The following is a 19,973-nucleotide window of genomic DNA, read 5'->3' on the forward strand; positions in this document are numbered from 1 at the left end:
GGTCGCCCGGATCCCGTCCAGGCGGCCCCCGCGCGTGGCTTCCTAGCGGTAGACCCGGACGTAGTCCGCGGCGAAGGTGATCGGGGCCGTGCCCTGCGGCGCGGCGTGGTACTGCCCTGCACTCAGGGACAGGTTGAGGATCAGGTACGCGGACCAGTTGGCGCCGACGCCCTTGCCGTCCGAGAACACCTTCGTACCGTTGACGTACCAGTCGACCGAGGTGGCGCCGTAGTGGGTGCCGATGGTGACCCAGCCGTCCTTCGCGATCGCCTTGGCGTCGGTGTAGTACAGGTGGCCCGGGTTGACGTGGTTGGTCAGCTCCAGCAGGTTCGGGTTGTCGGGGTGGTACTCGAAGGAGTCGATCTCCCCGTTGCCGTTCTTCCAGGTCCACAGGGCCGGCCAGGCGCCCGTGCCGGCCGGGAGCTTGACCCGGGTCTCGGCGTAGTCGCCGGTCTTCACCTGGAAACCCTCGCTGGAGTACTCGGTGGTGAGCAGCCCGGTGTCCCAGGACTTCTTGCCGTTCTCCAGCGTGTTGGCGCCCGGCTTGGCGGTGAACGTGGCGACGCCGCCGGCCACCGAGACGTTGTTCTTGTTCAGCCAGTCGAGCTTGTTGTCGTCCGGGTTGTGGTTGCCGTAGTGGTAGGCGCTGCTCTTGTCACCCGTCCAGCGCGAGCCGTAGGCGATCGGGCCGTTGAACTCGTCCGACCAGGTCAGCGACTTCCCGGCGACCGGGGCGCCGGTCGCCGGCGCGGTGGGGGCCGGGGCGGTGGGCGACGGCGTGGCGGTCGCGGTGGGTGACGGCGTCGGGGTGGGCTTGGGGGTGGCGGTCGGGCTCGGGGCGGGGGCGACGGTCGCGTCGGAGACCGCGAGCTGGCGCGAGGGCAGGTTGTGCCAGGTACCGCCGAGGTCCTGCCAGAAGCCGAACTGGGTGTACGTCCCGGCGGGCAGGGTGCGGGCACCGGTGGTGATCGACAGGCCGCTGGGGCAGATCTGCGCGTTGGAGACGTTGCCGGGGAAGTCGAGGTTGCGCCCGGCCGCGTCGCGGACGCCGACGCCGACGGTCTTGGCCGTGAAGCAGGACGAGGAGTGGACGGTCAGCGCGGCCGTGGTGGCCTTGCCCGCGACCATGGTGGCCGGGGCGAGCCTGTCCTGGGTGACGGTCGGCGCGGTGGCCGCCTGGGCGCCGGTGAGCGCCGGGACGCCGAGCAGGCCGGCGCCGCTGATGGCGAGCGCTCCGGTGGCGGCGAAGGCGGCCTTGCGGCCTCGGTGGGAGGGGCGGGCGTGGCGCGGGGTCGCGCGCCGGGCAGGCTTCTGCATGGCGGAGTCCTCTGTAGACGCCTGCGAGGTGAGCTGTCGGGTTCGGGCTGAGGTTGCCCGGCCGCCTGTGGGAGCGGCTTCACCCCTAGCCTCGGTCCGCACGCGCGAGCGCGTGGGCCGGGCACTGACCTGGGTCCCCCGCTCCCGTCCGCTGCGGTGCTCGACTGCCGACCGGCGGGTGGACAGGACTCGGCGTCCCGACGGCGGGGTCCGCGAAGACGGACTCGTGCAGGCTAGGCAGGCCGCTCGAATGTCGACAAGCCGACGGGGGGTGTTGTCGCGCAGCTCACAGTGCGAGCCGTCCGGAGTGGATCAAGTCACCGGGGAAGTTGATCAGTTGGAGACGGGGCGGGGCGTGGGGCGAGCGTGGGGGCGGGCGTGGGGCGGGCGCGGGGCGGCCGACGGGGTCGGCGGCGGGCCGGCGAGCGGGTGGCGGAGGTCCGGCCGGGGTGGGCGCGGCGCCGGGGTGGGCGCGGCGCCGGCCCGGTGTCCGCTCCGGGGCCGGGTGCCCGCATGTCCGCCGCGAAGGTCGGCCGGTCGGATAGGTTGGGAGTCCAGCCGTACCGCACAGACGAGAGACGAGGACCCGCTCCGCCATGACCGCGCCCCTGCCCGCCTTCGCCGGCCGTACCTACCTCTTCCAGGTCGACAACGGCGCGGCCTTCCGCAACGCCTACTCGCCCGACGGCAAGCGGCTGCGCTGGGAGGGCCTCGGCGAGTCGGCGGGCCAGTGGGAGGACGTCGCGCTGCACATCGCCGAGATCGGGCCGGAGCTGTACTTCGTCAGCTGGACCGAGCAGAGCGGCATCACCGTCAGCCACGTGATGGACCTCGGCAGGCTGACGGTGCGCGCGTTCTGGACGTACGAGGGCGAGGGCGGCCGGGTCGGCGAGCTGCACACCGGGACGCTGGAGCCGGTGGCCTGAGACCGGTCCGGGGCGCCAGTGTCCTGGCGTCCTGGTGACCGGGCGCGCTGGTATCCGGGCGTTCTGGCCGGGCGGGCGGGCCCGGCGGTGGTCAGACCGTGTGGCTCGGCACCTTGAGGTGCTGGGAGAGCCACTCCAGCGAGGACGGCAGCAGCCTGCTCCAGGTCTCGAAGTTGTGGCCGCCGGTCTTCATCATGCTGTAGGAGACCTTCATGGGCGCGTGCGCGGCGGCCACGAAGGCCTCGGTGTCCCGGCGGTAGTCGCCGTCGCCCTCCCTGGTCCCGGCCAGCAGGACGGACACCCCGGGCTGCGGCAGGTTCTTCAGCCGCCACATCAGGTCCGCCTCGTTGCGACGCTGCTGGCTGCCCCGGAAGAGGTCGCCGGTGGTCGGGTCGTCGGCGGCCTGGTAGTAGCCGGAGAGCGAGACGGCGGTCGGGAAGACCTCCGGGTGCCGCATGGCGAGCTTGAGGGCGCAGTAGCCGCCGGTCGAGTTGCCCATGAAGCCCCAGGCCTGCGGATCCGAGGAGACCCGGTAGGTCGCCTGGATCGCGGCCGGGACGTCCTTGGTGAAGTACGTCTCCGACTGCGCGCCGCCCGGGATGTCCTCGCACTCGGTGTCCTGCGGGAGGGCGGGCGAGGGGCGCATCAGCACCATCACGGTCGGCTGCATCCGACCCTCCTGGAGCAGCTTGAGCGCCGCGCCCGGGTAGTTCAGCCGGGTCACCAGGTTCTTGGCGATCCCGGGGAAGCCGGTGCTCACGATCACCGCCGGGAACTGCTTCTGCGCGTACTCCGGCTGGAAGTACTGCGGCGGCAGGTAGACGTACCCGTCGGTGGAGAGCCGGGTGCCGGCGCCGTCGATCCGGACCTCGCGGATCTCGCCGGACTGCTTGGGGTCGCGACCGAGCGCCCCGCCGCCCTGAACCGACGCGTGCCCGATGGTCTCCACCTGGAGGCGCCCGGAGGCGTCCGCCTTGTTCTGGATGACGACCGGGCCGTTGTCGCCGGTGCCGAGCAGATCGTCCCAGCTGCTGTAGAAGGCGAAGTAGTTGTTGGCCACCAGGCCCAGCGCGGCGAGCACGGTGAGCTGGGTGGCGAGCAGCGCGCCGATCCGGCCGAGCACCGCCTGCCAGGTCGTCTTCGACAGTCTCGGCCACAGCCAGACCGTGCCGGCCATCATCACGACGGCGATCAATACGGTCAGCGCCAGCACCTTGTGGCTCGTCAGACCCATGTCCTACTTGCTCCCACGCCTCGAACTCCCCCGTCCCCGTTGTCAGGACAACTGTCAGGACAACCGGAACGGCCGCCCCGGTTCCCCCGTCCACCACGGAAGCCAGCACCGAGGCGCGATCAACAACCCTAGCGGCCCGCCGGGCCCCCGTGGACCCGCCGACCAGCGGGTATGGCGGCCGGGCGGTGCCGGGACCGCGGGAGAGCGGGCTGGCACGAGCGGAGTGACGGGCAGTGTGACGAGCGGCGTGGCAGGCGGCGTGGCGGGCGATGCGACGGGCGGGCCGGGCTGACCTCGCGTCAGCTGACGCTGCTCCAGAGGCGCAGGCCGGCCGTCAGTTCGCGCATGCACCGGGCGCCCAGCTCCTGGGGCGAGCCCGGCCCGGCGGCGGGGGCGTCGGAGAAGGCCCACTCCTCCAGGGCCACCCGGATGGCGGTGGTCGCGGCGGCGGCCGCGAGCCGGATCTCCAGCTCGTCGGTGCCCCGGGGGCAGCGGGCGGTGAGCACCGCGCGCAGCCGCTCCTCCGAGTCGGCGTGCACGCGCTGCCAGACCGAGTCGAGCCGGGGATCGCGAAGCAGGTCGCGGGTCCAGTGCATGGCCTCCACGCCCGGGGTGTCGGTGGGCGTCAGCGACTCGACCGCCGAACGCTCCAGCGCCTCGCGGACCGGCAGATCGGCCGAGCTCTCCGCGAAGAGCAGCACCCACCGCCGGCCGCCGGCCGCCAGCAGCGGGGCGACGGCGTCTTCCTTCACGGAGAAGTAGCGGTAGAAGGTGCGCACTGAGATGCCGGAGGCGAGCGCGATCTCCTCGGCGGTGGTCGCCTCGGCCCCGCGCTCGGCGAAGAGCGCGGCGGCGGTACGGGCGATCTCCAGCCGGGTGGTGTCACGGCGGCGCTGGTTCAGGGTGGGGCGTCCGATCACAGCACTCAGCGTACGCGGACCGACGCACGCGATGGCGCGACGTGCCGGGATGGCGTGTTGTGCCGAGGTGGCGCGACACGCCGGGGTGGCGCGGCGTGTCGGGGTGGCGCGGCGTGTCGGGGTGGCGTGTTGTGCCGGGGTGGCGCGACACGCCCGGGTGGCGCGGCGTGCCTCGGCGCCGTTCCGCGCCGGGCGGTCGTCAGCGGTGTGACGTCCAACCGAATCCGTATGGCACATCGTGCCACTTTGGCCCGGCGCGACTCATTGGCACGATGTGCCACTTCGTCGTACCGTGTCAATCGAGGTCGCGAGACCACGAACGAACGGAGAACCACCATGGAGCGCTTCAGCGGACGGAACGTCCTGATCACCGGCGGCGGCTCGGGGATCGGCCAGGCCACCGTGCACCGGATCCTCGCCGAGGGCGGGCGGGTCGTCGCGGTCGACGTCAATGAGGACGGCCTGAAGGCCACCCTGCACCGGGCGACCGGTGACGGGACCGCCGACCGGCTGACGACCTCGGTCGTGGACATCTCGGACGAGGCCGCCGTCCGCGCGGGCGTGGCCGAGGCGGTGGCCGGACTCGGCGGGCTCGACGTCCTGGTCAACGCGGCCGGGATCCTGCGCTCCTCACACACCCACGAGACCAGCCTGGAGTTCTGGAACACGCTGATCGCGGTCAACCTGACTGGCACCTTCCTGATGACCCGCGAGGCGCTGCCGGCCCTGCTCGCCGACGGGCGGGGCGTGGTGGTGAACTTCAGCTCCACCTCCGCGACCTTCGCGCACCCCTACATGGCCGCGTACGCCGCGACCAAGGGCGGCATCCAGTCGTTCACCCACGCGATCGCCTCGGAGTACGCCAAGCGGGGACTGCGCGCGGTCTGCGTCGCCCCGGGCAGCATCGACAGCGGCATGACCAACAACCCGGGCCTGCCCGCCGACGCCGACTTCAGCCTGCTCGCCAAGCTCTCCCCCGCGCTCGGCCAGGGCTTCGCCGGGCCGGAGACGGTGGCCGGCGTGATCGCCATGCTGGCCTCGGACGACGGCGCCTTCGTCACCGGCACCGAGATCCGGATCGACGGCGGCACCCACATGTGACCCCCCGACCGGGCGGCTGGCCGACCCGGTGGGCCCCGGGGGCTGTCCCGGGGCGCCGAGGTGGCCTTTACTGGAGGTGAGGGCACCCGAGCCGGCGGACGGACGCCGCACCGTGTCGCCGCCGCCGGTGGTTCAGCAGCCCGCCCGGCAGGAGGCCGTGCCATGAGCTCACCGTCGCGGGAACAAGCCTTACCCCGTCTCGTCGTCGACACCCCCGGCCGGCTCCGGGGCGAGGTCTTCGAACTGACCGACCGGCCGCTGCTCGTCGGCCGGGACGCCACCTGCCAGATCCGGGTGGGCGAGCCCGGCGTCAGCCGGCGCCACGCCGTGGTGCAGCGGTCGGCCGGTCACACCACCGTCGAGGACCTGGCCTCCACCAACGGCACCCGGCTCAACGGCCACCCGGTGCACGGACAGGAGGAGCTGCACGCCGGGGACGTCCTGGACTTCGGCCCCTTCGAGGTGCACTACGAGGACCCGTGGGAGGCCGCCACCGCCATCCTTCCCGGCCCCGGCACGGGGGACCCGGCGCAGAGCCCGGCGGAGCGGCCCGCCGATGTCACCCGGACCGCCGCGCTGCCGCTCCAGCCGGAGCCGTCGGAGCGCCAGGAGTACCAGGAACGCCAGGAGTACCGGCAACCGCAGGAGCAGCCGCGCGGGCTGCGGGGTCCGCTCGTGCCGCCGTCGGCGCCGCAGCAGCAGTACCCACCACAGCAGTACCCTCCGCCGCCGCAGTACCCGTCGGGGCGGCCGCCCCCGCCGGGCCGCCGGCCGCCCCCGCCCGGGCCGCCCGACCGCCCGGCGGCACCGCCGTACGGGGCGGAGCGCCGGTTCGAGGTGGGGCAGCAGCAGGCGGGCAACCTCAGCAACGTCGCGGGCGACCAGTACAACTACGTCACGCAGGCCCGGCGGGAGAGCTTCTTCCGCGAGATCGCGGCCACCCGGACCAGGGCACGGCACCTGGTGGTGGCGGGCTTCCTGCTCTTCGTGGTCGGCGGCGCGGTCTACGGCTGGGCGATCATCCGCTTCATCGCCGAGACCAACGACGCGGCCAACACCGACAGCCCCGACCTGACCGTGCCCAATGTCCTCGGCCCGGAGATCGGCGGTATGCCGGTGGGCGCCATCGGCTTCGGGGCGGCCGCGATCGGCAGTGTTCTGATCCTCGTCGGAATCGTCCTGCACATCGTGGTCACCTCCCGTCGGCGGCGCTTCGAGTCGGCGGAAGCGCAGCGGCTCCAGGCGCCACCGCCCCGCTGAGACTCCCCAGCGTCCAAGGACCGACTCCCCGGAGGGACGCCATGGTCTTCAACATCGGCAACCAGCAGGGCGGCGTGATCAACAACGTCGCCGGTGACCAGACGGTCCGGGGCGGCCAGACGGGCCACTTCACGGCGGCCGGGCAGGACGTCCGCGCGCTGGTCGGCGAACTCCGCTCCGCCGCCGAGCGGGCGCAGCTGCCCCCGGCGGTCGCCCCCGAGGTCCGGACCGAGCTCGACGCGCTGGACACGGAGGTCGCGCGACCGGAGCCGGACCGCGAGGCGGTCGCGGGCCGGCTCACCAGGATCACCCGCCTGCTCGGCTCGGCCGGTGCACTCGTCGCCGCCGGTACCGGCCTGCTCGGGCCCCTCTCGGCCCTGGCGGGCTGGCTCGGCGCACTGGGACAGCCGATCCTCCGGGCACTCGGCGGCTGACCCGGCCCCGGCCGGGCGGACGCCCGCCAACGCGGCGCCGCGTGGCCCGCAGCACAGGGCCGACGGGACGACCAGTACCCTCTCCGCAGCCCTGACCGGCCTACTCGGACCGCGCTCCACCCCGGCGAACGGCTCGACGCTGCGGACGGCTGTGCCGAACGCGCCGACCCCACCGGCCCGGCAGCAAAGCCCTCGACGAACGCCCACGAGCCGGCCGCCGCGCTCGCCGCGACCGGTATCGGTTTGCCCGGCCCACCGGGCAGCCCACCCGAGTCCCGGTCGAGCGGCCCCGCCGGGCAGGCAACGCAGCGGGTCGGGGAGCAGCCCGCGGAACAGCCGGTGCACCTGTCATCGGCTCGGACCGCCCCACCCCGGCGGGGTGGCGGCCACTGCGGCCCGGCGGCGCAGAGCGCTCAGTGGGGCGCTCAGTGGGGCGCCCAGCGGACGGTCAGGGCCTGGGCGGGGTTGGTGACGAGGAGGCGTCGGGCCAGGTCCGGGCCGAACTCGCGGTCCAGGCGCGGAGCGAGGGCCGTGAGCAGGTGGGTGGGCCCGGGGCTGTGCCGGGCGGTGCGGGTGGTGGTGTCACCGCCGAGGAGCAGCCGGTCGGCGTGGCCGGCCTCGACCAGCGCGGCGACGGTGTCGAACAGGTGGTGGTCGGTGGCGTGATGGGCCCGGGAGGGACCGTCCAGGGCCAGGTAGGCGCCGGAGCCGGCGAGGTGCCGGTGCAGCCGCAGGTCGGGCAGCCGGTTGAGGTGGCCGAGGATGACCCGGTGGGCCGGCACGCCGTGCTGCCCGCAGAGCAGGTCGAGGACGTCCGAGGCGGCGGTCCCGAGTTCGTGGTGGACGGCGATCGGCGCGCCGGTGGCGTGGTGCGCCTCGGCCGCGGCCGCCATCACCCGGCGGGTGTGCGGGCCGAGGCCGTGGTAGTCGCCCGCCACCTTGATCAGTCCGGCCCGGACGCCCGCGGGCGCGGCGCGCAGACCGGTGGTCAGCTCGGCGGTGAACAGCTCGGCGAGCCCTTCGTAGCGCTCGGCCAGCCACTGCGGGTCGTAGTGGACGTCCTGGTGCAGGCCGGTGGCCGCGACCAGGTGGACGCCGGTCGCGCGGGCGAGACCGGGGAGCGCGAAGGCGCCGCGGCCCATGCCGTGCGGGGTCCACTGGATCATCGCCCGGCCACCGGCCGCCGCGAAGTCGCGCAGCACCCGCTCGGCGGCCGCCGGGTCGTCCAGTTCCTCGCCGGGCAGCCGGGGGCTGCGCAGGAACAGGTGGTCGTGGGCGTCACAGACGCCGAACTCGGCCGGGTCGAGGTCACCCAGAACGGTGCGGACGGCACCGCCCCCGGCGCCGGCGGCAACCTCGGCGGCACTGTCGACAGAAGCACTCACGCGGCCCGGCCCCCGGTCTCCGCCTCGGCGAAGGCGGTCTTCGCCACCCGCAGGGCGGCCAGGGCCTTGGGCACGCCGACGTAGGGCGCGAGGTGGACCAGCACCTCGGTGATCTCCTCTCTGCTCAGCCCGACCCGCAGGCTGTTGCGGACGTGGTCGGCGAGCTGCGGCTCCACCCCGCCGAGGGCGGTGAGCGCGGCCAGGTTGGCCACCTGGCGGTCGCGCAGCGCCAGCCCGGGCCGCTGGTAGGTGCCGCCGAAGAGGCTGGTGACGATCCAGTCGGCGAAGCCGGGCGCCAGCGCGTCCAGGCCGGTCAGGGTGGCGGCCTGGGTCTGCGGCCCGGCGAGTTCGTCCAGGAGCGCGTAGCCGGCGGCGCGGTCGAGCGGGGCGGGGACGAGGTCGGCGGGGTTCACGGGGTGTGGTCCTTTCACCAGTGGCGGCCGGCGGGCAGCCGGTCGAGTTCGGGGGTCGACAGGTGCAGCACCCGGTAGCGGGTGCCCGGGGCGTCCTCCGGGACCGGGCCGCTCCAGAGCGCGATACGCAGCAGTTCCCAGCGGTCGGGGTCGACGGCGACGGCCGCCGTGTGCAGCGCCGGGTGGTCGGGCAGGGACGCGAGGGCGGCCTCGACGGCCTCGGCCGGGTCGGCGCCGTCCGGGAGTAGTTCGAGGTGGCGGCTGGCGAAGCCGGCGGACCCGTCCGCGTCACCGCGCAGCAGACCGCCGCGCGGCGGTCCGTCCCGGCGCGGACCTCCGTGGCGCAGACCGGCGCCGAGCCAGTGCCGGACGGCCGGACGGCCGAAGTCGGCACTCAGGCCCCGGAAGCCCGGGCCCCAGAGGAAGCTGTTCATGCCCTCGGCGGTCCGCCAGAGGTAGAGCGGGGCGTACTGGTTGACGGGCGAGTCGTCGCGGCCGCGCTCGCGCACCAGGTACGCCTTGAGGCCGAGGCCGGGGTAGGCGTCGAGCAGGTGGCCCTTCTCGGCGACCCGCCGGTGGATGATCCCCATGTCGTAGTCGGCGGGGAGGGTGATCTCGTACTGCATGGCGTGCACGTCGGGCTCCTGGTGGGGCTTCGGACAGGGCGGGGCGGCTCACCTCGGCCGGTAGGCGGTCTCGGCCGGTGCGGTACGCGGCGAGCAGCCTGAGCGCGTCCCGGCCGGGCCGTTCGACCGGCCCGGCCGTACCGGCGGCGCGGGCGAGCACGTAGCCGCCCTGGACGACGGCGACCATGGCCGCGGCGGTGTCGGCCGGGTTGCCGTTGCCATGCGGCGACTGTACCTACTGGTACGTCCAATGTACATACCAGTAGGTACAGAGCCGCGATGGCGGCTGCCGGAGCCCCGGGAAGCGGGAGCCTCACCGGGTGACGGTGGTGCGCGCGGGGTCGCCGGTCAGGGCAGCTCGCGGCGGATCACCGGGGCGACCTCGGCGGCGAACAGCTCCAGCTGCTCGTGCTGGACGTCCTCGGTGAGGGCGTCCACGCCGATGCCCACCACCTCGTTGCCGAACGCCTCGTGATAGCGGTGGATCTTCTCGATCACCTGCTGCGGGCTGCCGACCAGCGCCGAGCCGCGCTCCAGCGCGTCCTCCAGCGACTCGAACGGCGAGTTGTTGTGCCTGCCGGCCGCCGAGCCGAGCAGGGCGTCCCAGTACGGGCGGAAGCCCTCGATCGCGTCCTGCGAGCGCTTGGCGACGAACAGGCCGCCGAAGCTCGTCCCGACCCGGGCATCCTTGGGGTCGCGGCCGTAGTGCTCCCAGCGCTCGCGGTAGTGGTCGACCAGCGCCTTGTACTTGGCCAGCGGATGGAAGGAGTTGGCGGAGAACAGCGGGTCGCCGAAGCGGGCGGCGAGGTCGGTGGACTGTTCGCTGGTCGCGCTGCCGTGCCAGACCGGGATCGGGTCCTGGTACGGACGCGGCGAGGTGGTGACCTCCCTGAGCGGCGGGCGGGTGCTCCCCTCCCAGCTGACCTTCTCCTCCCGCCAGAGCCGGTGCAGCAGTCCGTAGTTCTCGGCCAGTGCGTCCCACTGGCGGTCCTCCGGCAGCCCGAACAGGTCGAAGTGGCGCGGGTCGTTGCCCTTGCCGATGATCAGTTCGAGGCGGCCGCCGGAGAGTTGGTCGAGCACCGCGTAGTCCTCCGCGACCCGGACCGGGTCCAGGATGCTGAGCACCGTGACGGTGGTGAAGAGCCGGATCGTGGAGGTACGGGCGGCGATGGCGCTGAGCAGCACGGGGGGCGCCGGGGAGAGGAACGGTTCGCCGTGCCGCTCCCCCACGCCGTAGCCGTCGTAGCCGAGCCGTTCGGCGGTGACGGCCTGGTCGATGACGTTGTGCAGCTTCTCGTAGGTCGTGCGCCGCACTCCGGTGACGGGGTCGGGTCCGTTGGAGACGAGGGACGAGACGGTGAACCGCATGGCGGTCTCCTTGTGGGGCGTTCGGTGGTCGCTCGGCGGGGTGCGCCGGCGCTCGGCGGGGATCCACCGGGGAGGTCCGGGGATCCGGAGGGAACCGGGGATCCGGGAGGAACGGGGATCCCGGGGGGGAACGGCGGCGCGGCGCACCCGGGCCCCGGCGGCCCCGCGCCCAGGGGCCGATCGCGCTCACACGGGAGCGGCGGCGGGACGGGAGGGGAGCTTGGGCGGCGGCGTCAGCGCGAGCCGCGGACGGGGCGACAACAGCGCGGGAGAGCTGCGCAGATGGTCATACCGGCTCCCCTTCGCCTCGCACCCACACGATCCACCGCGAGCATATGCACCGGTCAGGGGCGGGGCAAGAGCTTGATCGGGGCGACGGTCCTGGCAGGATGTCCGGCATGACGTACCTCGCCGCGGATGACCGCTATGCCTCGATGACCTACCGCCGGGCCGGCCGCAGTGGCGTCCAGCTGCCCGCCGTCTCGCTCGGCCTGTGGCACAACTTCGGTGACGCCCAGCCGCTGGAGGTGCAGCGGGCGGTGCTGCGCCGCGCCTTCGACCGGGGCGTCACCCACTTCGACCTGGCGAACAACTACGGCCCGCCGTACGGCAGCGCCGAGCGCAACTTCGGCTACCTGTTCGCGCAGGACTTCCGCCCGTACCGGGACGAGATGTTCATCGCCAGCAAGGCGGGCTGGGACATGTGGCCCGGCCCGTACGGCGACGGCGGCAGCCGCAAGTACCTGCTGGCCAGCCTGGACCAGTCGCTGGGCCGGATGGGCCTGGACTACGTGGACGTCTTCTACTCGCACCGCCACGACCCGGACACCCCGCTCGAAGAGACGATGGGCGCGCTGGACTCGGCCGTCCGCTCGGGGAAGGCCCTGTACGCGGGGATCTCCAACTACCCGGCCGAGCAGCACCGGGAGGCCGTCGCGATCCTGCGCGAGCTGGGCACCCCGGTCCTGCTGAACCAGTCCGCCTACTCGATCCTCGACCGCTCCGTGGAGGAGGGGGTGCTGGACGCGGTCGGCGACACCCGGACCAGTCTGATCGCCTACTCCCCGCTCGCGCAGGGGCTGCTGACGGACCGCTACCTCTCGGGTGAGGTGCCCGCCGGGTCGCGGATGTCGGTCGGGCGGTTCCTGAACAAGGAGGCGCTGACCGGCCCGAAGCTGGAGCAGCTGCGCTCGCTGAACAAGGTCGCCGAGCGGCGCGGGCAGACCCTCGCCCAGATGGCGCTGTCCTGGGTGCTCCGCGACGACCGGGTGGCATCGGTGATCATCGGCGCGAGCAGCGTCGCCCAGCTCGACCAGAACATCGACGCGCTGAACGGCGGCCCGCTGACCGCCGAGGACCTCGCGGAGATCGACGCGCTCAGCCGCTGAGCCGTCCCGGCCGCCTGATCCGGCCGGCCCGAAGTCCCGGCAGTCCGTACAGTGCCGCCCCGAGCTTCCTCGGGCGACACCGCGTGACCTGCCGGGACTTCGGGCGTTGTACCGTCCGCACACGTCCTTCGAGACCCTGGAGTCCCCGTGCGGACGCTCCTCCTGCGCACTCTCGCGCGCTTCGCCCGACAGCTGGCACTGACCTCGCCGGTGCCGTTCCCCGTGCTGCCGGGCACCTTCGCCCCTCCGCTAACGGCGGCCCACGCCGAGCGCGGGTAGCACCGTCTCGGCGACCCGGTGCGCCTCTTCGAGCAGCGGGTTGCCGGAGAGAATGAAGGTGTCCACACCGAGCGATTCGAACTCCTGGAGACGCTCGACCACCTGGGCGGTCGAACCGACCACCGCCGTACCGGGGCCCGGGCGGAACAGGCTCATTCCGGGCCACAGGTTCGGGTGGCTCTCCAACTCCCTTGCCCGCGCGGGCACTCGGCCCCCGTGCTGGCGGAACTGGCGCTGCCAGCCGACCCCGTCCTCACCGGTCGCCCCGCCGAGCTGCCGGGCGTAGGTGGCCTCGCTGGTGACGTCGAGCAGCCGGTCGGCGGCGGCCCAGGCCTCGTCCTCGGTGTCGCGGACGATCAGGTGCAGCCGCAGGCCGATCCGCAGGGTGCGCCCGTACGCGGCGGCGCGCTCGCGGACCAGGTCCAGCTTCTCCCGGAGCTGCTGGGGCGGTTCGCCCCAGGTCAGGTAGACGTCCACGTGCTCGGCGGCCATCTCGATACCGGCCGCCGAACTGCCGCCGAACCAGAGCGGGATGCCGCCCGGCTGGACCGGAGCGAGTTCGCGCAGGCTCGCGCCGGCGTTCTTCAGGTCGTAGAACTCGCCTTTGTGGTCGAAGACTTCACCGGAGGTGAGGCGCCGGACGATCGACCAGTACTCTGCACTCAGCCGGTACCGGTCGTCGTGCTCGACGTCCAGGCCGTACTCGCGCAGCTGCGCGGTGGAGCCGTTCACGACGTTGAACCGGAGCCGGCCGCCGTGCAGATGGTCGAAGCTGAGCGCCATCTTCGCCAGCAGGGTGGGCGAGATGAGCCCGGGGTGGACGGCCAGCAGCGGCTTGAACGCGGGGGTGGTGGCGGCGGCCAGCGCGTTGCCGAGGTCCCAGACGTCGTAGAGGTCGGTCGCCAGCAGCGCGCCGGTGTAGCCCAGGCGCTCGACGCTGCCCGCGAGTTGCTGGAGGTAGCGGAGGTCGACCGGGCGTCGGCCGGCCGGCTCCCAGGGGTAGTGGCCCTCGCGCGGGATGATGTACCAGAGGACTTCGGAGGCCATCGGTTCAGACCGCCTTGGCGAGTGCGGCGGCCACCGGGGCCTCCAGCGCGGGCAGATGGGCGTCGGCGACGGTCAGCGCGCGGTCGATGAAGCCGACGCCGTGGAAGATGTCCGCGGCCTCCTGCTGCTCGGCGACGAACCCGGCGGTGGCGGGCTCCAGCCGCCACGGCAGGGCGGTCAGTGCCTGCTCCCAGTCCTCCACCGCCCCGCCCAGGTCGGCGGCGGCGATCGCGGCCGCCTCGGCCGGGTGGGCGGCCACCCAGGCATCGGCCCGGCGCAGCGCGGCCGCGATCGCCGCCACCACCTCGGGGCGCTCGGTGGCGAAGTCCCGGCGGGTGAAGAACACCGAGCGGTCGGTGATGACGTCACCGGTGCGGATCAGCTCGCGGAACCGCCCGCTCCGGCGGGCGGCGGCCAGTTCGGCGCCCTGGGCGATCCAGCCGAGGATCTCGCCGTCGCGCAGCCGCTGCGCCTGGTCCTCGTCGGCGGCCGGGCGGACCGGGGTGATGTCGGTCGCGTAGGAGAGGCCCTCGGCGTGCAGCGCCTTGGCCAGCAGGTGGGTCTGCCAGGAGCCGACGGCCAGCACGACGGTGCCGCCCCTCAGGTCGGCGACGGAGGCCACCGGGCCGTCGGCGAGCACCAGCAGCGCACCGTGGTCGGGGCGGGGAGCGGAGACCGCCGCGTACACCAGGTCGTGGCCGGCGGCCTGGGCGGTGACCGGCGGGGTGGAACCGGTGCCGCCGAAGTCGATGGTGCCGTCGGCCAGCAGGGCGCCCGTACGGGTGCCGTCGGCGTAGTGGTGGAAGACGCCGGTCTCACCGAGCGGGGCCAGCTCCTCGGCCAGGTGGTCCAGCCGGGAGAGGTAGTAGAGCGAGGGGTTGCTGGCATGGACGCCGAGGGTGATGGCCATGGTGATCTCCGGTGTACTGGCGGGGACTTGGGGGGCGGGGAATGCGGAGTACGGGGTCAGTGGACGCCGAGGTCGGCGAGCAGGCGGCGGCGCAGCTCGGCGAAGGCCGGGTCGGCCGGGTCCCGCGGGCGCTCGACGGCGACCCGCTCGTCGCGGACCAGCCTGCCGCCCCGCAGGACGGCGACCCGGTCGGCGAGCCGGACGGCCTCCTCCACGTCATGGGTGACCAGCAGGACGGCCGGGCGGTGGCGGCGGACGAGGTCACCGACCAGGTCCTGCATCCGTAGCCGGGTGAGGGCGTCCAGGGCGGCGAACGGCTCGTCCAGGAGGAGGAGTTGCGGCTCCCGGACGAGCGCCCGGGCGAGCGCCGCCCGCTGCGCCTCACCGCCGGAGAGGGTGGCCGGCCAGGCGTCGGCGTGCTTCTCCAGCCCGACCTCGGCGAGTGCCCGTAGGGCGGTCTCCCGGGTCGCGGCGCCGCGCGGCAGCCCGACGGTGACGTTGGCGAGCACCCGCTTGGACGGCACCAGGCGGGGCTCCTGGAAGACCACCGTGCGGACCGGCGGAACGAGCACCGTACCGGCGTCGGCCCTGTCCAGGGCGCCGAGGATTCGCAGCAGGGTGGTCTTGCCGGTTCCGCTGGCGCCGAGCAGGGCGACGAACTCGCCCCGGGCGATGGACAGGTCCACCCCGTCGAGGACGGCCCGGGTGCCGAAGACCCGGCGCAGGCCGCGCAGGTGGACGGCGGGGGCGCCGTCCCCGGCCGCGACGGCGCCGGTGGTCGGGGGCACGGCGGCGACGGTCGGGGTCGCGGTGGTGGTCGGGGTGCTCATCGGCCTGCTCCTTGGGTGGCCTTGCGCCAGGGCATCAGGAAGCGCTCCAGGAGGCGGACCACACCGTCCGCGGTGAGGCCGAGCAGCCCGTAGATCAGGATGCAGACGGCGAGGACGTCGGTGCGCGAGAAGTTCTGCGCCTGGGCCATCAGATAGCCGATGCCCTCGGTGGAGTTGATCTCCTCGGCGGCGATCAGCGCGATCACACTGAGCGTCATCGAGAGCCGCAGCCCGGAGAGCAGCGAGGGCAGCGCACCGGGCAGCACCACGGTGCGGACGATCGCCCAGCGGCCGAGACCGAAGCTGCGCATCGCCTCGATCAGCTTGCGGTCGGTGTTGCGCACGCCCCCGGAGGTGGAGACGTACATCGGGAAGCTGGTCGCGACCCCGATCAGGGCGATCTTCGCCGTCTCGGTGATGCCGAACCAGACCATGAAGAGCGGGACCAGGGCGAGGAACGGCACCGTGCGCAGGACCTGCACCGCGGAGTCCAGCAGCTCCTCGCCCAGCCGGAAGAACCCGGTGACGACGCCGAGCACCAGCCCGGCGCCGGCCCCGAAGACCAGGCCGAGGCCGGCCCGGGTGAGCGAGACGGTGAGCGCGTCGGTGAGCTGGCCGTTGCCCCAGAGCTCGCCGACCGCGTCGGCGACCTGGGCGGGCGAGGCCAGCACGTCCTGGGTGAGCGCCCCGGTGGCGGAGGCCAGCGCCCAGCCGCCGAGCAGGGCGAGCGGGCCGATGGTGCGCAGGATCAGCGCGACGGCGCGGGGGCGGGGCGCGGACAGCCGGGTGCGCGGGGCGACCAGACCGGCTTCGAGGGCCGCAACGGTGCCGTCGTCGGCGGTGGCGGCCCCGGTGGCGGCGTCCCCGGTGGCGCCTACGGTGGCGTCCCCGGTGGCTTCCCGGGTGACGGCGGGCGCGTCGGTCACGGTGCTCACTTGGCACCGTCCGCGAGGGTGGCGATGTCGATCAGGTACGGCTTGACGTCGACCAGCTGCTTGGTGACCTTCTGGTCGGCGAAGAACGCCGCCACCGTGGCGAAACGGGCGGTGTCGGCCTCGGTGATGACGTCGGCGGTGGCGCTCTGCCGGGTGACGGCGACCGCGATCTCCTTCTCGGCGGGGGTGACGGCGGTCGGCCCGGAGTCGGTGAACACGTTGAGGTAGCCCGCCGGGTCCGCCTTCTCCTTCAGGCCGCCCTCGTGCAGGTAGGCGTAGAAGGCCTTGACCACCTCGGGGTGCTTCTCGGCGAAGCCGTTGCGCACCGCCCAGACCGCGTAGTTGTCGGAGCCGACCTCCTTGCCGTTGACCAGGAAGTGCGCGCCGGAGTTGGCGATCGACGGGGTGGAGAAGGTGTTCCAGGTCGCCCAGGCGTCCACCTGGCCGGAGTTGAAGACGCCCGAGGTCTGGTCGGCGCGCAGGTAGACGCGTTCGACCCGGTCGGCCGGCACGCCGCTCTTCTCCAGGGCCTTGAGCAACAGGTACTCGCTGGTGCCGCCCTGGCTCACCGCGACCTTCCGGCCGGCCAGGTCCTGGACGGACTTGATGGGCGAGTCGTTCTTCACCAGGATGCCCTCGCCCACGCCGTCCGGCGCCGTCTGGGCGAACAGCTTGAAGCCTGGCTTCTGCGCCAGGGCGGCGACGGCCGAGGTGATCGACCCCAGCGCGACGTCGAGCTGGTCGGCGGAGAGCGCCTGGGCGGCGGGGGCGAACGGGCCGGCGCTCCCCGTCCAGGCGACCTTGGCGTGGACGGCGGCGAGGGCCCGGTCGAGCGAGCCGTCCTTCTTGCCCAGGGCGAGGAAGCCGCTGTTGCCCGGGTCCGGCAGGCGCAGCACCACCTCGGCCCTGCCTCCCCCGTCGGCGGAGGCCTTGGCGCCACCGGCGGACGAACCGCAGGCGGCCAGGGCGGTGGTGGTGAGCAGCGCGGTGGCGGCGAGGGCGAGGCGGCGGGTCTTCACGGTCAGCTCCAGGGGAATCGGCAGGCCGGCGGGCGCGGCGGGGGGCAGGACAGCGGCGGGGGCGGCGGGGGGGCAGGACAGCGACGCGGACAGAGCAGGCGCGGCGGGCGGGGCGGCGGGGGGGTGAGCGGCCTCAGGCCGGCCCGGCCGCGGCGCGGCGGGCGGCGAGCAGGGCGCGGGCGGCGCGCAGCGGCTCGGGGTCCGCCCAGGCGGCGACGTCGACGGGGGCGGCGAGGAAGCCCTGGTGGCGCAGGAAGCGCTCCTGCTGCTCCAACAGGCCGAGGCGCTCCTGCGAGAGGTCGAGGTGCAGGGTGCGGTGACCGCCCGCCGCGTAGGCCCCGGCGACGCCCTCGGCGCCGGCGCCGGTCTCGGCCCGCAGGATCCGGGCCACCTCGGCGGGGTTCCCGGCGGCCCAGTCGGCGGCCTCCAGCAGGACGGCCAGGAAGCGGACGACCAGGTCCGGACGCTCGTCCAGCAGCCGCTGGTGGACGGTGACCGGGCGCGGTGTGCCGTTGTTGACCCGGCGGCGGCGGTCCGGCACGGCGTCCAGCTCGATCGCGACCTCGGCGCCGAACCGGCGGGCCGCCTCGACGGCCAGCGCACCCTTGACGTACACCGCGTCCACCACGCCGTCGCGCAGCGCGGCCAGTTCGGCGGCCCACTGCCCCCCGCCCGGGGCGGCCGGGACGTCGACCAACTCGGCGTCGTCCAGGGTGAGTCCGGCCGTGGCGAGGGCGCCGTGCAGACCGGCCAGGGCCATCGCCCGCCAGAAGTCGATGCCGATCCCATGGCGTGGGACGGCCAGTCGCAGCCCGCGCAGCTGCCCGGGCGAGTCGATCCCGCTGCCGGCCCGGACCAGGACGACCTGACGCTCCTCGATCCAGGTGAGACCGATCAGCCGGGTCCGCTCGCCGCGCGAACGGGCCCAGAGCGCGGGCACGTTGCCGCCTTCGCGGAACAGGCCGGTGAGGGCGTGGGTGTAGTGGTGGTCGGCGGCCACCTCCGGCGGGGCGTCCTGGAGCGAGCGGACGGTGATGCCGTCGGCGGCGAACTCCCGGGCGAAGCGGCCCTGGTCGGCGGCGATGCCGGTGGCGGTGGGGACGGGGCAGCGGGTGAACCAGAGCGTGTCCGGGGCGTCGGCTGCGACACCGGCCGCCGCGGCGGGTGCGGCGTCGGAGGGGGCGGCATCGGCGGTGGAGCGGGCGTGGCTGGGCACGGTGGCGGGTCCTCTGGCTGGGCGGATGCGGGCAGCGGCGGGGCGCGGCACCGGACGTGGTCGGTCGGAGGGAGAGGGTTGAGCGGAGGGCTGAGCAGCGGGCTGCACGGGGGCCGACCGGGGAAGCGGGTGGGGAGCGGGCGGGCGGTCCGGCCGTGACGCGGCCGGGCGACGGGCCCATGGCGGTGCGGGAGGGCACCGACCCGGGAGGGCCCGGGGCGCGGTGCGGCGGTTCGACCGGCTCGGGGGCTACGGCGGGTCAGCGACAACAGGTGCAGGGGGCGGAGCTCCGGTGGGTCGTCACGGCGCTGCTCCTTCCTGCCGGTTGGGTGGCCCGGGCGACAACTCGGGCTCCGGACGGGGCCGTCCGGGGCGATGTGCCGAGCGTTCCACGGCGAGGGAGCGCGAAGCAAGCTTTTGCCACATCGTGGGATCACTTGTTCATCAACGCCATCCCATTGCAATGCCACCGACACAATTCCGCAGCAGCGGCTGCCATAGTCTGGAACCGACCCCGGTGGACCCGCCGGGGCGCCGGACCGAACGCGAGGTGCCATGGCCGAGGCCGCCACCGCCGTCCAGAGCCCGCCGGCCGGTGCACAGGCCGTCCAGCGGGCCCTCGGGCTCCTGCACTGCTTCCACGACAACGGCCCCGACCTGAGCGCCTCGGACCTGGCCCGCCGGATGGACCTCTCGGTCTCCACCGCGCACCGACTGGCCCGCACCCTGGTCAGCGCCGGCTTCCTGGAGCAGGACGAGCAGACCGCCCGGTACCGGCTCGGCCCGGCCGTCGCCGAACTCGGCCAACTCAGCTTCCACCAGCGGGGGCTGCACCTGGCAGCACCCGAACTGGACCTGCTCGCCAAGCGCACCGGGGCCACCGCGGACCTCGCGATCCGCAGCGGCCCGCACGCGGTCATCCTGGTCGGCGCCTCCGTGCGCCCGGACACCGGGCTCGGACTGCGGCGCCCGCTGCACTCGACGGCGCTGGGCAAGGTCCTGCTGGGCTGGCCGCGCCCCGGCGAGCCGCAGCCTTCGACGATCGGCCCGCTGCTGCCGTTCACCGACCGGACGATCACCGAACCCGCCCGGCTGGACGCGGAGTTGGCGAAGGTACGGGCCGCCGGCTACGCGCTCAACGACGGCGAGTCGGCGGCCGGGGTCCGCACTGTGGCCGTCCCGGTGCTGGACGGCGCCGGGCAGGCCCGGTTCGCACTGGCCGTCCGCTCGACTCCGGCGCACCTGACCGACGACCGGCTGGACTGGTTCCTGGGGCACGCGCGGACCTGCGCCGCCGCACTGGCCGTCCTGCTGCTGCCGCCCGACCAGCGAGCCTGATCGGCCGTCATTCATGCGTCAGGGGCC

19 protein-coding genes and 1 riboswitch are annotated in these 19,973 nt (G+C 74.0%); of the genes, 6 read left to right on the forward strand and 13 right to left on the reverse strand.

Annotation, left to right across the window (positions count from 1 at the left end):
- Nucleotides 1-42: 42 nt before the first annotated feature.
- Complete coding sequence (locus tag ACIF6L_RS10250; protein WP_396487791.1) at nt 43-1,317, reverse strand: hypothetical protein; 1,275 nt, start codon at nt 1,315-1,317, stop codon at nt 43-45.
- 4 nt (nt 1,318-1,321) lie between these two features.
- Nucleotides 1,322-1,445, reverse strand: a riboswitch (cyclic di-AMP (ydaO/yuaA leader).
- A 468-nt stretch (nt 1,446-1,913) separates the two neighbouring features.
- Between ACIF6L_RS10250 and ACIF6L_RS10255 the strand changes: the two genes are divergently transcribed.
- Nucleotides 1,914-2,243 (forward strand): MoaF-related domain-containing protein, encoded by a 330-nt coding sequence (locus ACIF6L_RS10255; protein WP_329490584.1) that lies wholly within the window; start codon nt 1,914-1,916, stop codon nt 2,241-2,243.
- Between the two features lie 91 nt (nt 2,244-2,334).
- Here the strand turns inward: ACIF6L_RS10255 and ACIF6L_RS10260 are convergent, their stop codons facing one another.
- Complete coding sequence (locus ACIF6L_RS10260) at nt 2,335-3,477, reverse strand: alpha/beta hydrolase (protein ID WP_396487792.1); 1,143 nt, start codon at nt 3,475-3,477, stop codon at nt 2,335-2,337.
- A gap of 299 nt (nt 3,478-3,776) precedes the next feature.
- On the reverse strand, nt 3,777-4,397 hold the full coding sequence (locus ACIF6L_RS10265) for a TetR family transcriptional regulator (RefSeq protein WP_329490582.1): 621 nt from the start codon (nt 4,395-4,397) through the stop codon (nt 3,777-3,779).
- Nucleotides 4,398-4,733: 336 nt separating this feature from the next.
- On the opposite strand from ACIF6L_RS10265, the gene ACIF6L_RS10270 reads away from it, so the two are divergent.
- From ACIF6L_RS10270 to ACIF6L_RS10280, 3 genes are all read left to right on the forward strand, one after another.
- Complete coding sequence (locus tag ACIF6L_RS10270; protein ID WP_396487794.1) at nt 4,734-5,498, forward strand: SDR family NAD(P)-dependent oxidoreductase; 765 nt, start codon at nt 4,734-4,736, stop codon at nt 5,496-5,498.
- 162 nt (nt 5,499-5,660) lie between these two features.
- Nucleotides 5,661-6,758, forward strand: coding sequence for an FHA domain-containing protein (locus ACIF6L_RS10275; RefSeq protein WP_396487795.1), 1,098 nt, complete (start codon nt 5,661-5,663; stop codon nt 6,756-6,758).
- Nucleotides 6,759-6,799: 41 nt separating this feature from the next.
- On the forward strand, nt 6,800-7,192 hold the full coding sequence (locus ACIF6L_RS10280; RefSeq protein ID WP_329490579.1) for a hypothetical protein: 393 nt from the start codon (nt 6,800-6,802) through the stop codon (nt 7,190-7,192).
- 425 nt (nt 7,193-7,617) lie between these two features.
- Here the strand turns inward: ACIF6L_RS10280 and ACIF6L_RS10285 are convergent, their stop codons facing one another.
- From ACIF6L_RS10285 to ACIF6L_RS10300, 4 genes are all read right to left on the reverse strand, one after another.
- Complete coding sequence (locus ACIF6L_RS10285) at nt 7,618-8,577, reverse strand: phosphotriesterase (RefSeq protein ID WP_396487797.1); 960 nt, start codon at nt 8,575-8,577, stop codon at nt 7,618-7,620.
- Nucleotides 8,574-8,990: a carboxymuconolactone decarboxylase family protein gene (locus ACIF6L_RS10290; protein WP_359804297.1), complete on the reverse strand. Its 417-nt coding sequence runs from the start codon at nt 8,988-8,990 to the stop codon at nt 8,574-8,576. The genes ACIF6L_RS10285 and ACIF6L_RS10290 overlap by 4 nt, the downstream gene beginning before the upstream one ends.
- 14 nt (nt 8,991-9,004) lie before the next feature.
- Nucleotides 9,005-9,625, reverse strand: a complete 621-nt coding sequence (locus ACIF6L_RS10295; RefSeq protein WP_396487799.1) for a DUF4865 family protein — start codon at nt 9,623-9,625, stop codon at nt 9,005-9,007.
- Nucleotides 9,626-9,964: 339 nt separating this feature from the next.
- Complete coding sequence (locus ACIF6L_RS10300; protein WP_359835612.1) at nt 9,965-10,984, reverse strand: LLM class flavin-dependent oxidoreductase; 1,020 nt, start codon at nt 10,982-10,984, stop codon at nt 9,965-9,967.
- 398 nt (nt 10,985-11,382) lie between these two features.
- On the opposite strand from ACIF6L_RS10300, the gene ACIF6L_RS10305 reads away from it, so the two are divergent.
- Entirely contained in the window at nt 11,383-12,372 is a 990-nt protein-coding gene (locus ACIF6L_RS10305) for an aldo/keto reductase (protein ID WP_396487801.1), read from the forward strand.
- Nucleotides 12,373-12,621: 249 nt separating this feature from the next.
- Here the strand turns inward: ACIF6L_RS10305 and ACIF6L_RS10310 are convergent, their stop codons facing one another.
- The 6 genes from ACIF6L_RS10310 to ACIF6L_RS10335 all read right to left on the reverse strand — a co-directional run bounded on the left by ACIF6L_RS10310 (nt 12,622) and on the right by ACIF6L_RS10335 (nt 18,608).
- Nucleotides 12,622-13,698 (reverse strand): LLM class flavin-dependent oxidoreductase, encoded by a 1,077-nt coding sequence (locus ACIF6L_RS10310; RefSeq protein ID WP_329490573.1) that lies wholly within the window; start codon nt 13,696-13,698, stop codon nt 12,622-12,624.
- Nucleotides 13,699-13,702: 4 nt separating this feature from the next.
- On the reverse strand, nt 13,703-14,608 hold the full coding sequence (locus ACIF6L_RS10315; protein WP_352291142.1) for an ABC transporter substrate-binding protein: 906 nt from the start codon (nt 14,606-14,608) through the stop codon (nt 13,703-13,705).
- 56 nt (nt 14,609-14,664) lie between these two features.
- The gene (locus tag ACIF6L_RS10320) at nt 14,665-15,438 is read right to left on the reverse strand and encodes an ABC transporter ATP-binding protein (protein WP_396487803.1); all 774 of its coding nucleotides are present in this window, start codon (nt 15,436-15,438) and stop codon (nt 14,665-14,667) included.
- Complete coding sequence (locus tag ACIF6L_RS10325) at nt 15,435-16,241, reverse strand: ABC transporter permease (protein ID WP_396488178.1); 807 nt, start codon at nt 16,239-16,241, stop codon at nt 15,435-15,437. The genes ACIF6L_RS10320 and ACIF6L_RS10325 overlap by 4 nt, the downstream gene beginning before the upstream one ends.
- Before the next feature lie 128 nt (nt 16,242-16,369).
- On the reverse strand, nt 16,370-17,398 hold the full coding sequence (locus ACIF6L_RS10330; protein ID WP_396488180.1) for an ABC transporter substrate-binding protein: 1,029 nt from the start codon (nt 17,396-17,398) through the stop codon (nt 16,370-16,372).
- 127 nt (nt 17,399-17,525) lie between these two features.
- The gene (locus ACIF6L_RS10335; RefSeq protein WP_359804291.1) at nt 17,526-18,608 is read right to left on the reverse strand and encodes an ABC transporter substrate-binding protein; all 1,083 of its coding nucleotides are present in this window, start codon (nt 18,606-18,608) and stop codon (nt 17,526-17,528) included.
- 555 nt (nt 18,609-19,163) lie between these two features.
- On the opposite strand from ACIF6L_RS10335, the gene ACIF6L_RS10340 reads away from it, so the two are divergent.
- Entirely contained in the window at nt 19,164-19,946 is a 783-nt protein-coding gene (locus ACIF6L_RS10340; RefSeq protein WP_359835623.1) for an IclR family transcriptional regulator, read from the forward strand.
- The last annotated feature ends 27 nt before the right edge of the window (nt 19,947-19,973 follow it).

It is taken from the genome of Kitasatospora sp. NPDC086009, assembly GCF_044540385.1.
Taxonomy (GTDB): Bacteria; Actinomycetota; Actinomycetes; order Streptomycetales; family Streptomycetaceae; genus Kitasatospora.

Coding starts and splice junctions, on each gene's coding strand:
- ACIF6L_RS10250 (WP_396487791.1), bottom strand. CDS start 1,317: ATGCAGAAGCCTGCCCGGCGCGCGACCCCGCGCCACGCCCGCCCCTCC.
- ACIF6L_RS10255 (WP_329490584.1), top strand. CDS start 1,914: ATGACCGCGCCCCTGCCCGCCTTCGCCGGCCGTACCTACCTCTTCCAG.
- ACIF6L_RS10260 (WP_396487792.1), bottom strand. CDS start 3,477: ATGGGTCTGACGAGCCACAAGGTGCTGGCGCTGACCGTATTGATCGCC.
- ACIF6L_RS10270 (WP_396487794.1), top strand. CDS start 4,734: ATGGAGCGCTTCAGCGGACGGAACGTCCTGATCACCGGCGGCGGCTCG.
- ACIF6L_RS10275 (WP_396487795.1), top strand. CDS start 5,661: ATGAGCTCACCGTCGCGGGAACAAGCCTTACCCCGTCTCGTCGTCGAC.
- ACIF6L_RS10280 (WP_329490579.1), top strand. CDS start 6,800: ATGGTCTTCAACATCGGCAACCAGCAGGGCGGCGTGATCAACAACGTC.
- ACIF6L_RS10300 (WP_359835612.1), bottom strand. CDS start 10,984: ATGCGGTTCACCGTCTCGTCCCTCGTCTCCAACGGACCCGACCCCGTC.
- ACIF6L_RS10305 (WP_396487801.1), top strand. CDS start 11,383: ATGACGTACCTCGCCGCGGATGACCGCTATGCCTCGATGACCTACCGC.
- ACIF6L_RS10310 (WP_329490573.1), bottom strand. CDS start 13,698: ATGGCCTCCGAAGTCCTCTGGTACATCATCCCGCGCGAGGGCCACTAC.
- ACIF6L_RS10315 (WP_352291142.1), bottom strand. CDS start 14,608: ATGGCCATCACCCTCGGCGTCCATGCCAGCAACCCCTCGCTCTACTAC.
- ACIF6L_RS10320 (WP_396487803.1), bottom strand. CDS start 15,438: ATGAGCACCCCGACCACCACCGCGACCCCGACCGTCGCCGCCGTGCCC.
- ACIF6L_RS10340 (WP_359835623.1), top strand. CDS start 19,164: ATGGCCGAGGCCGCCACCGCCGTCCAGAGCCCGCCGGCCGGTGCACAG.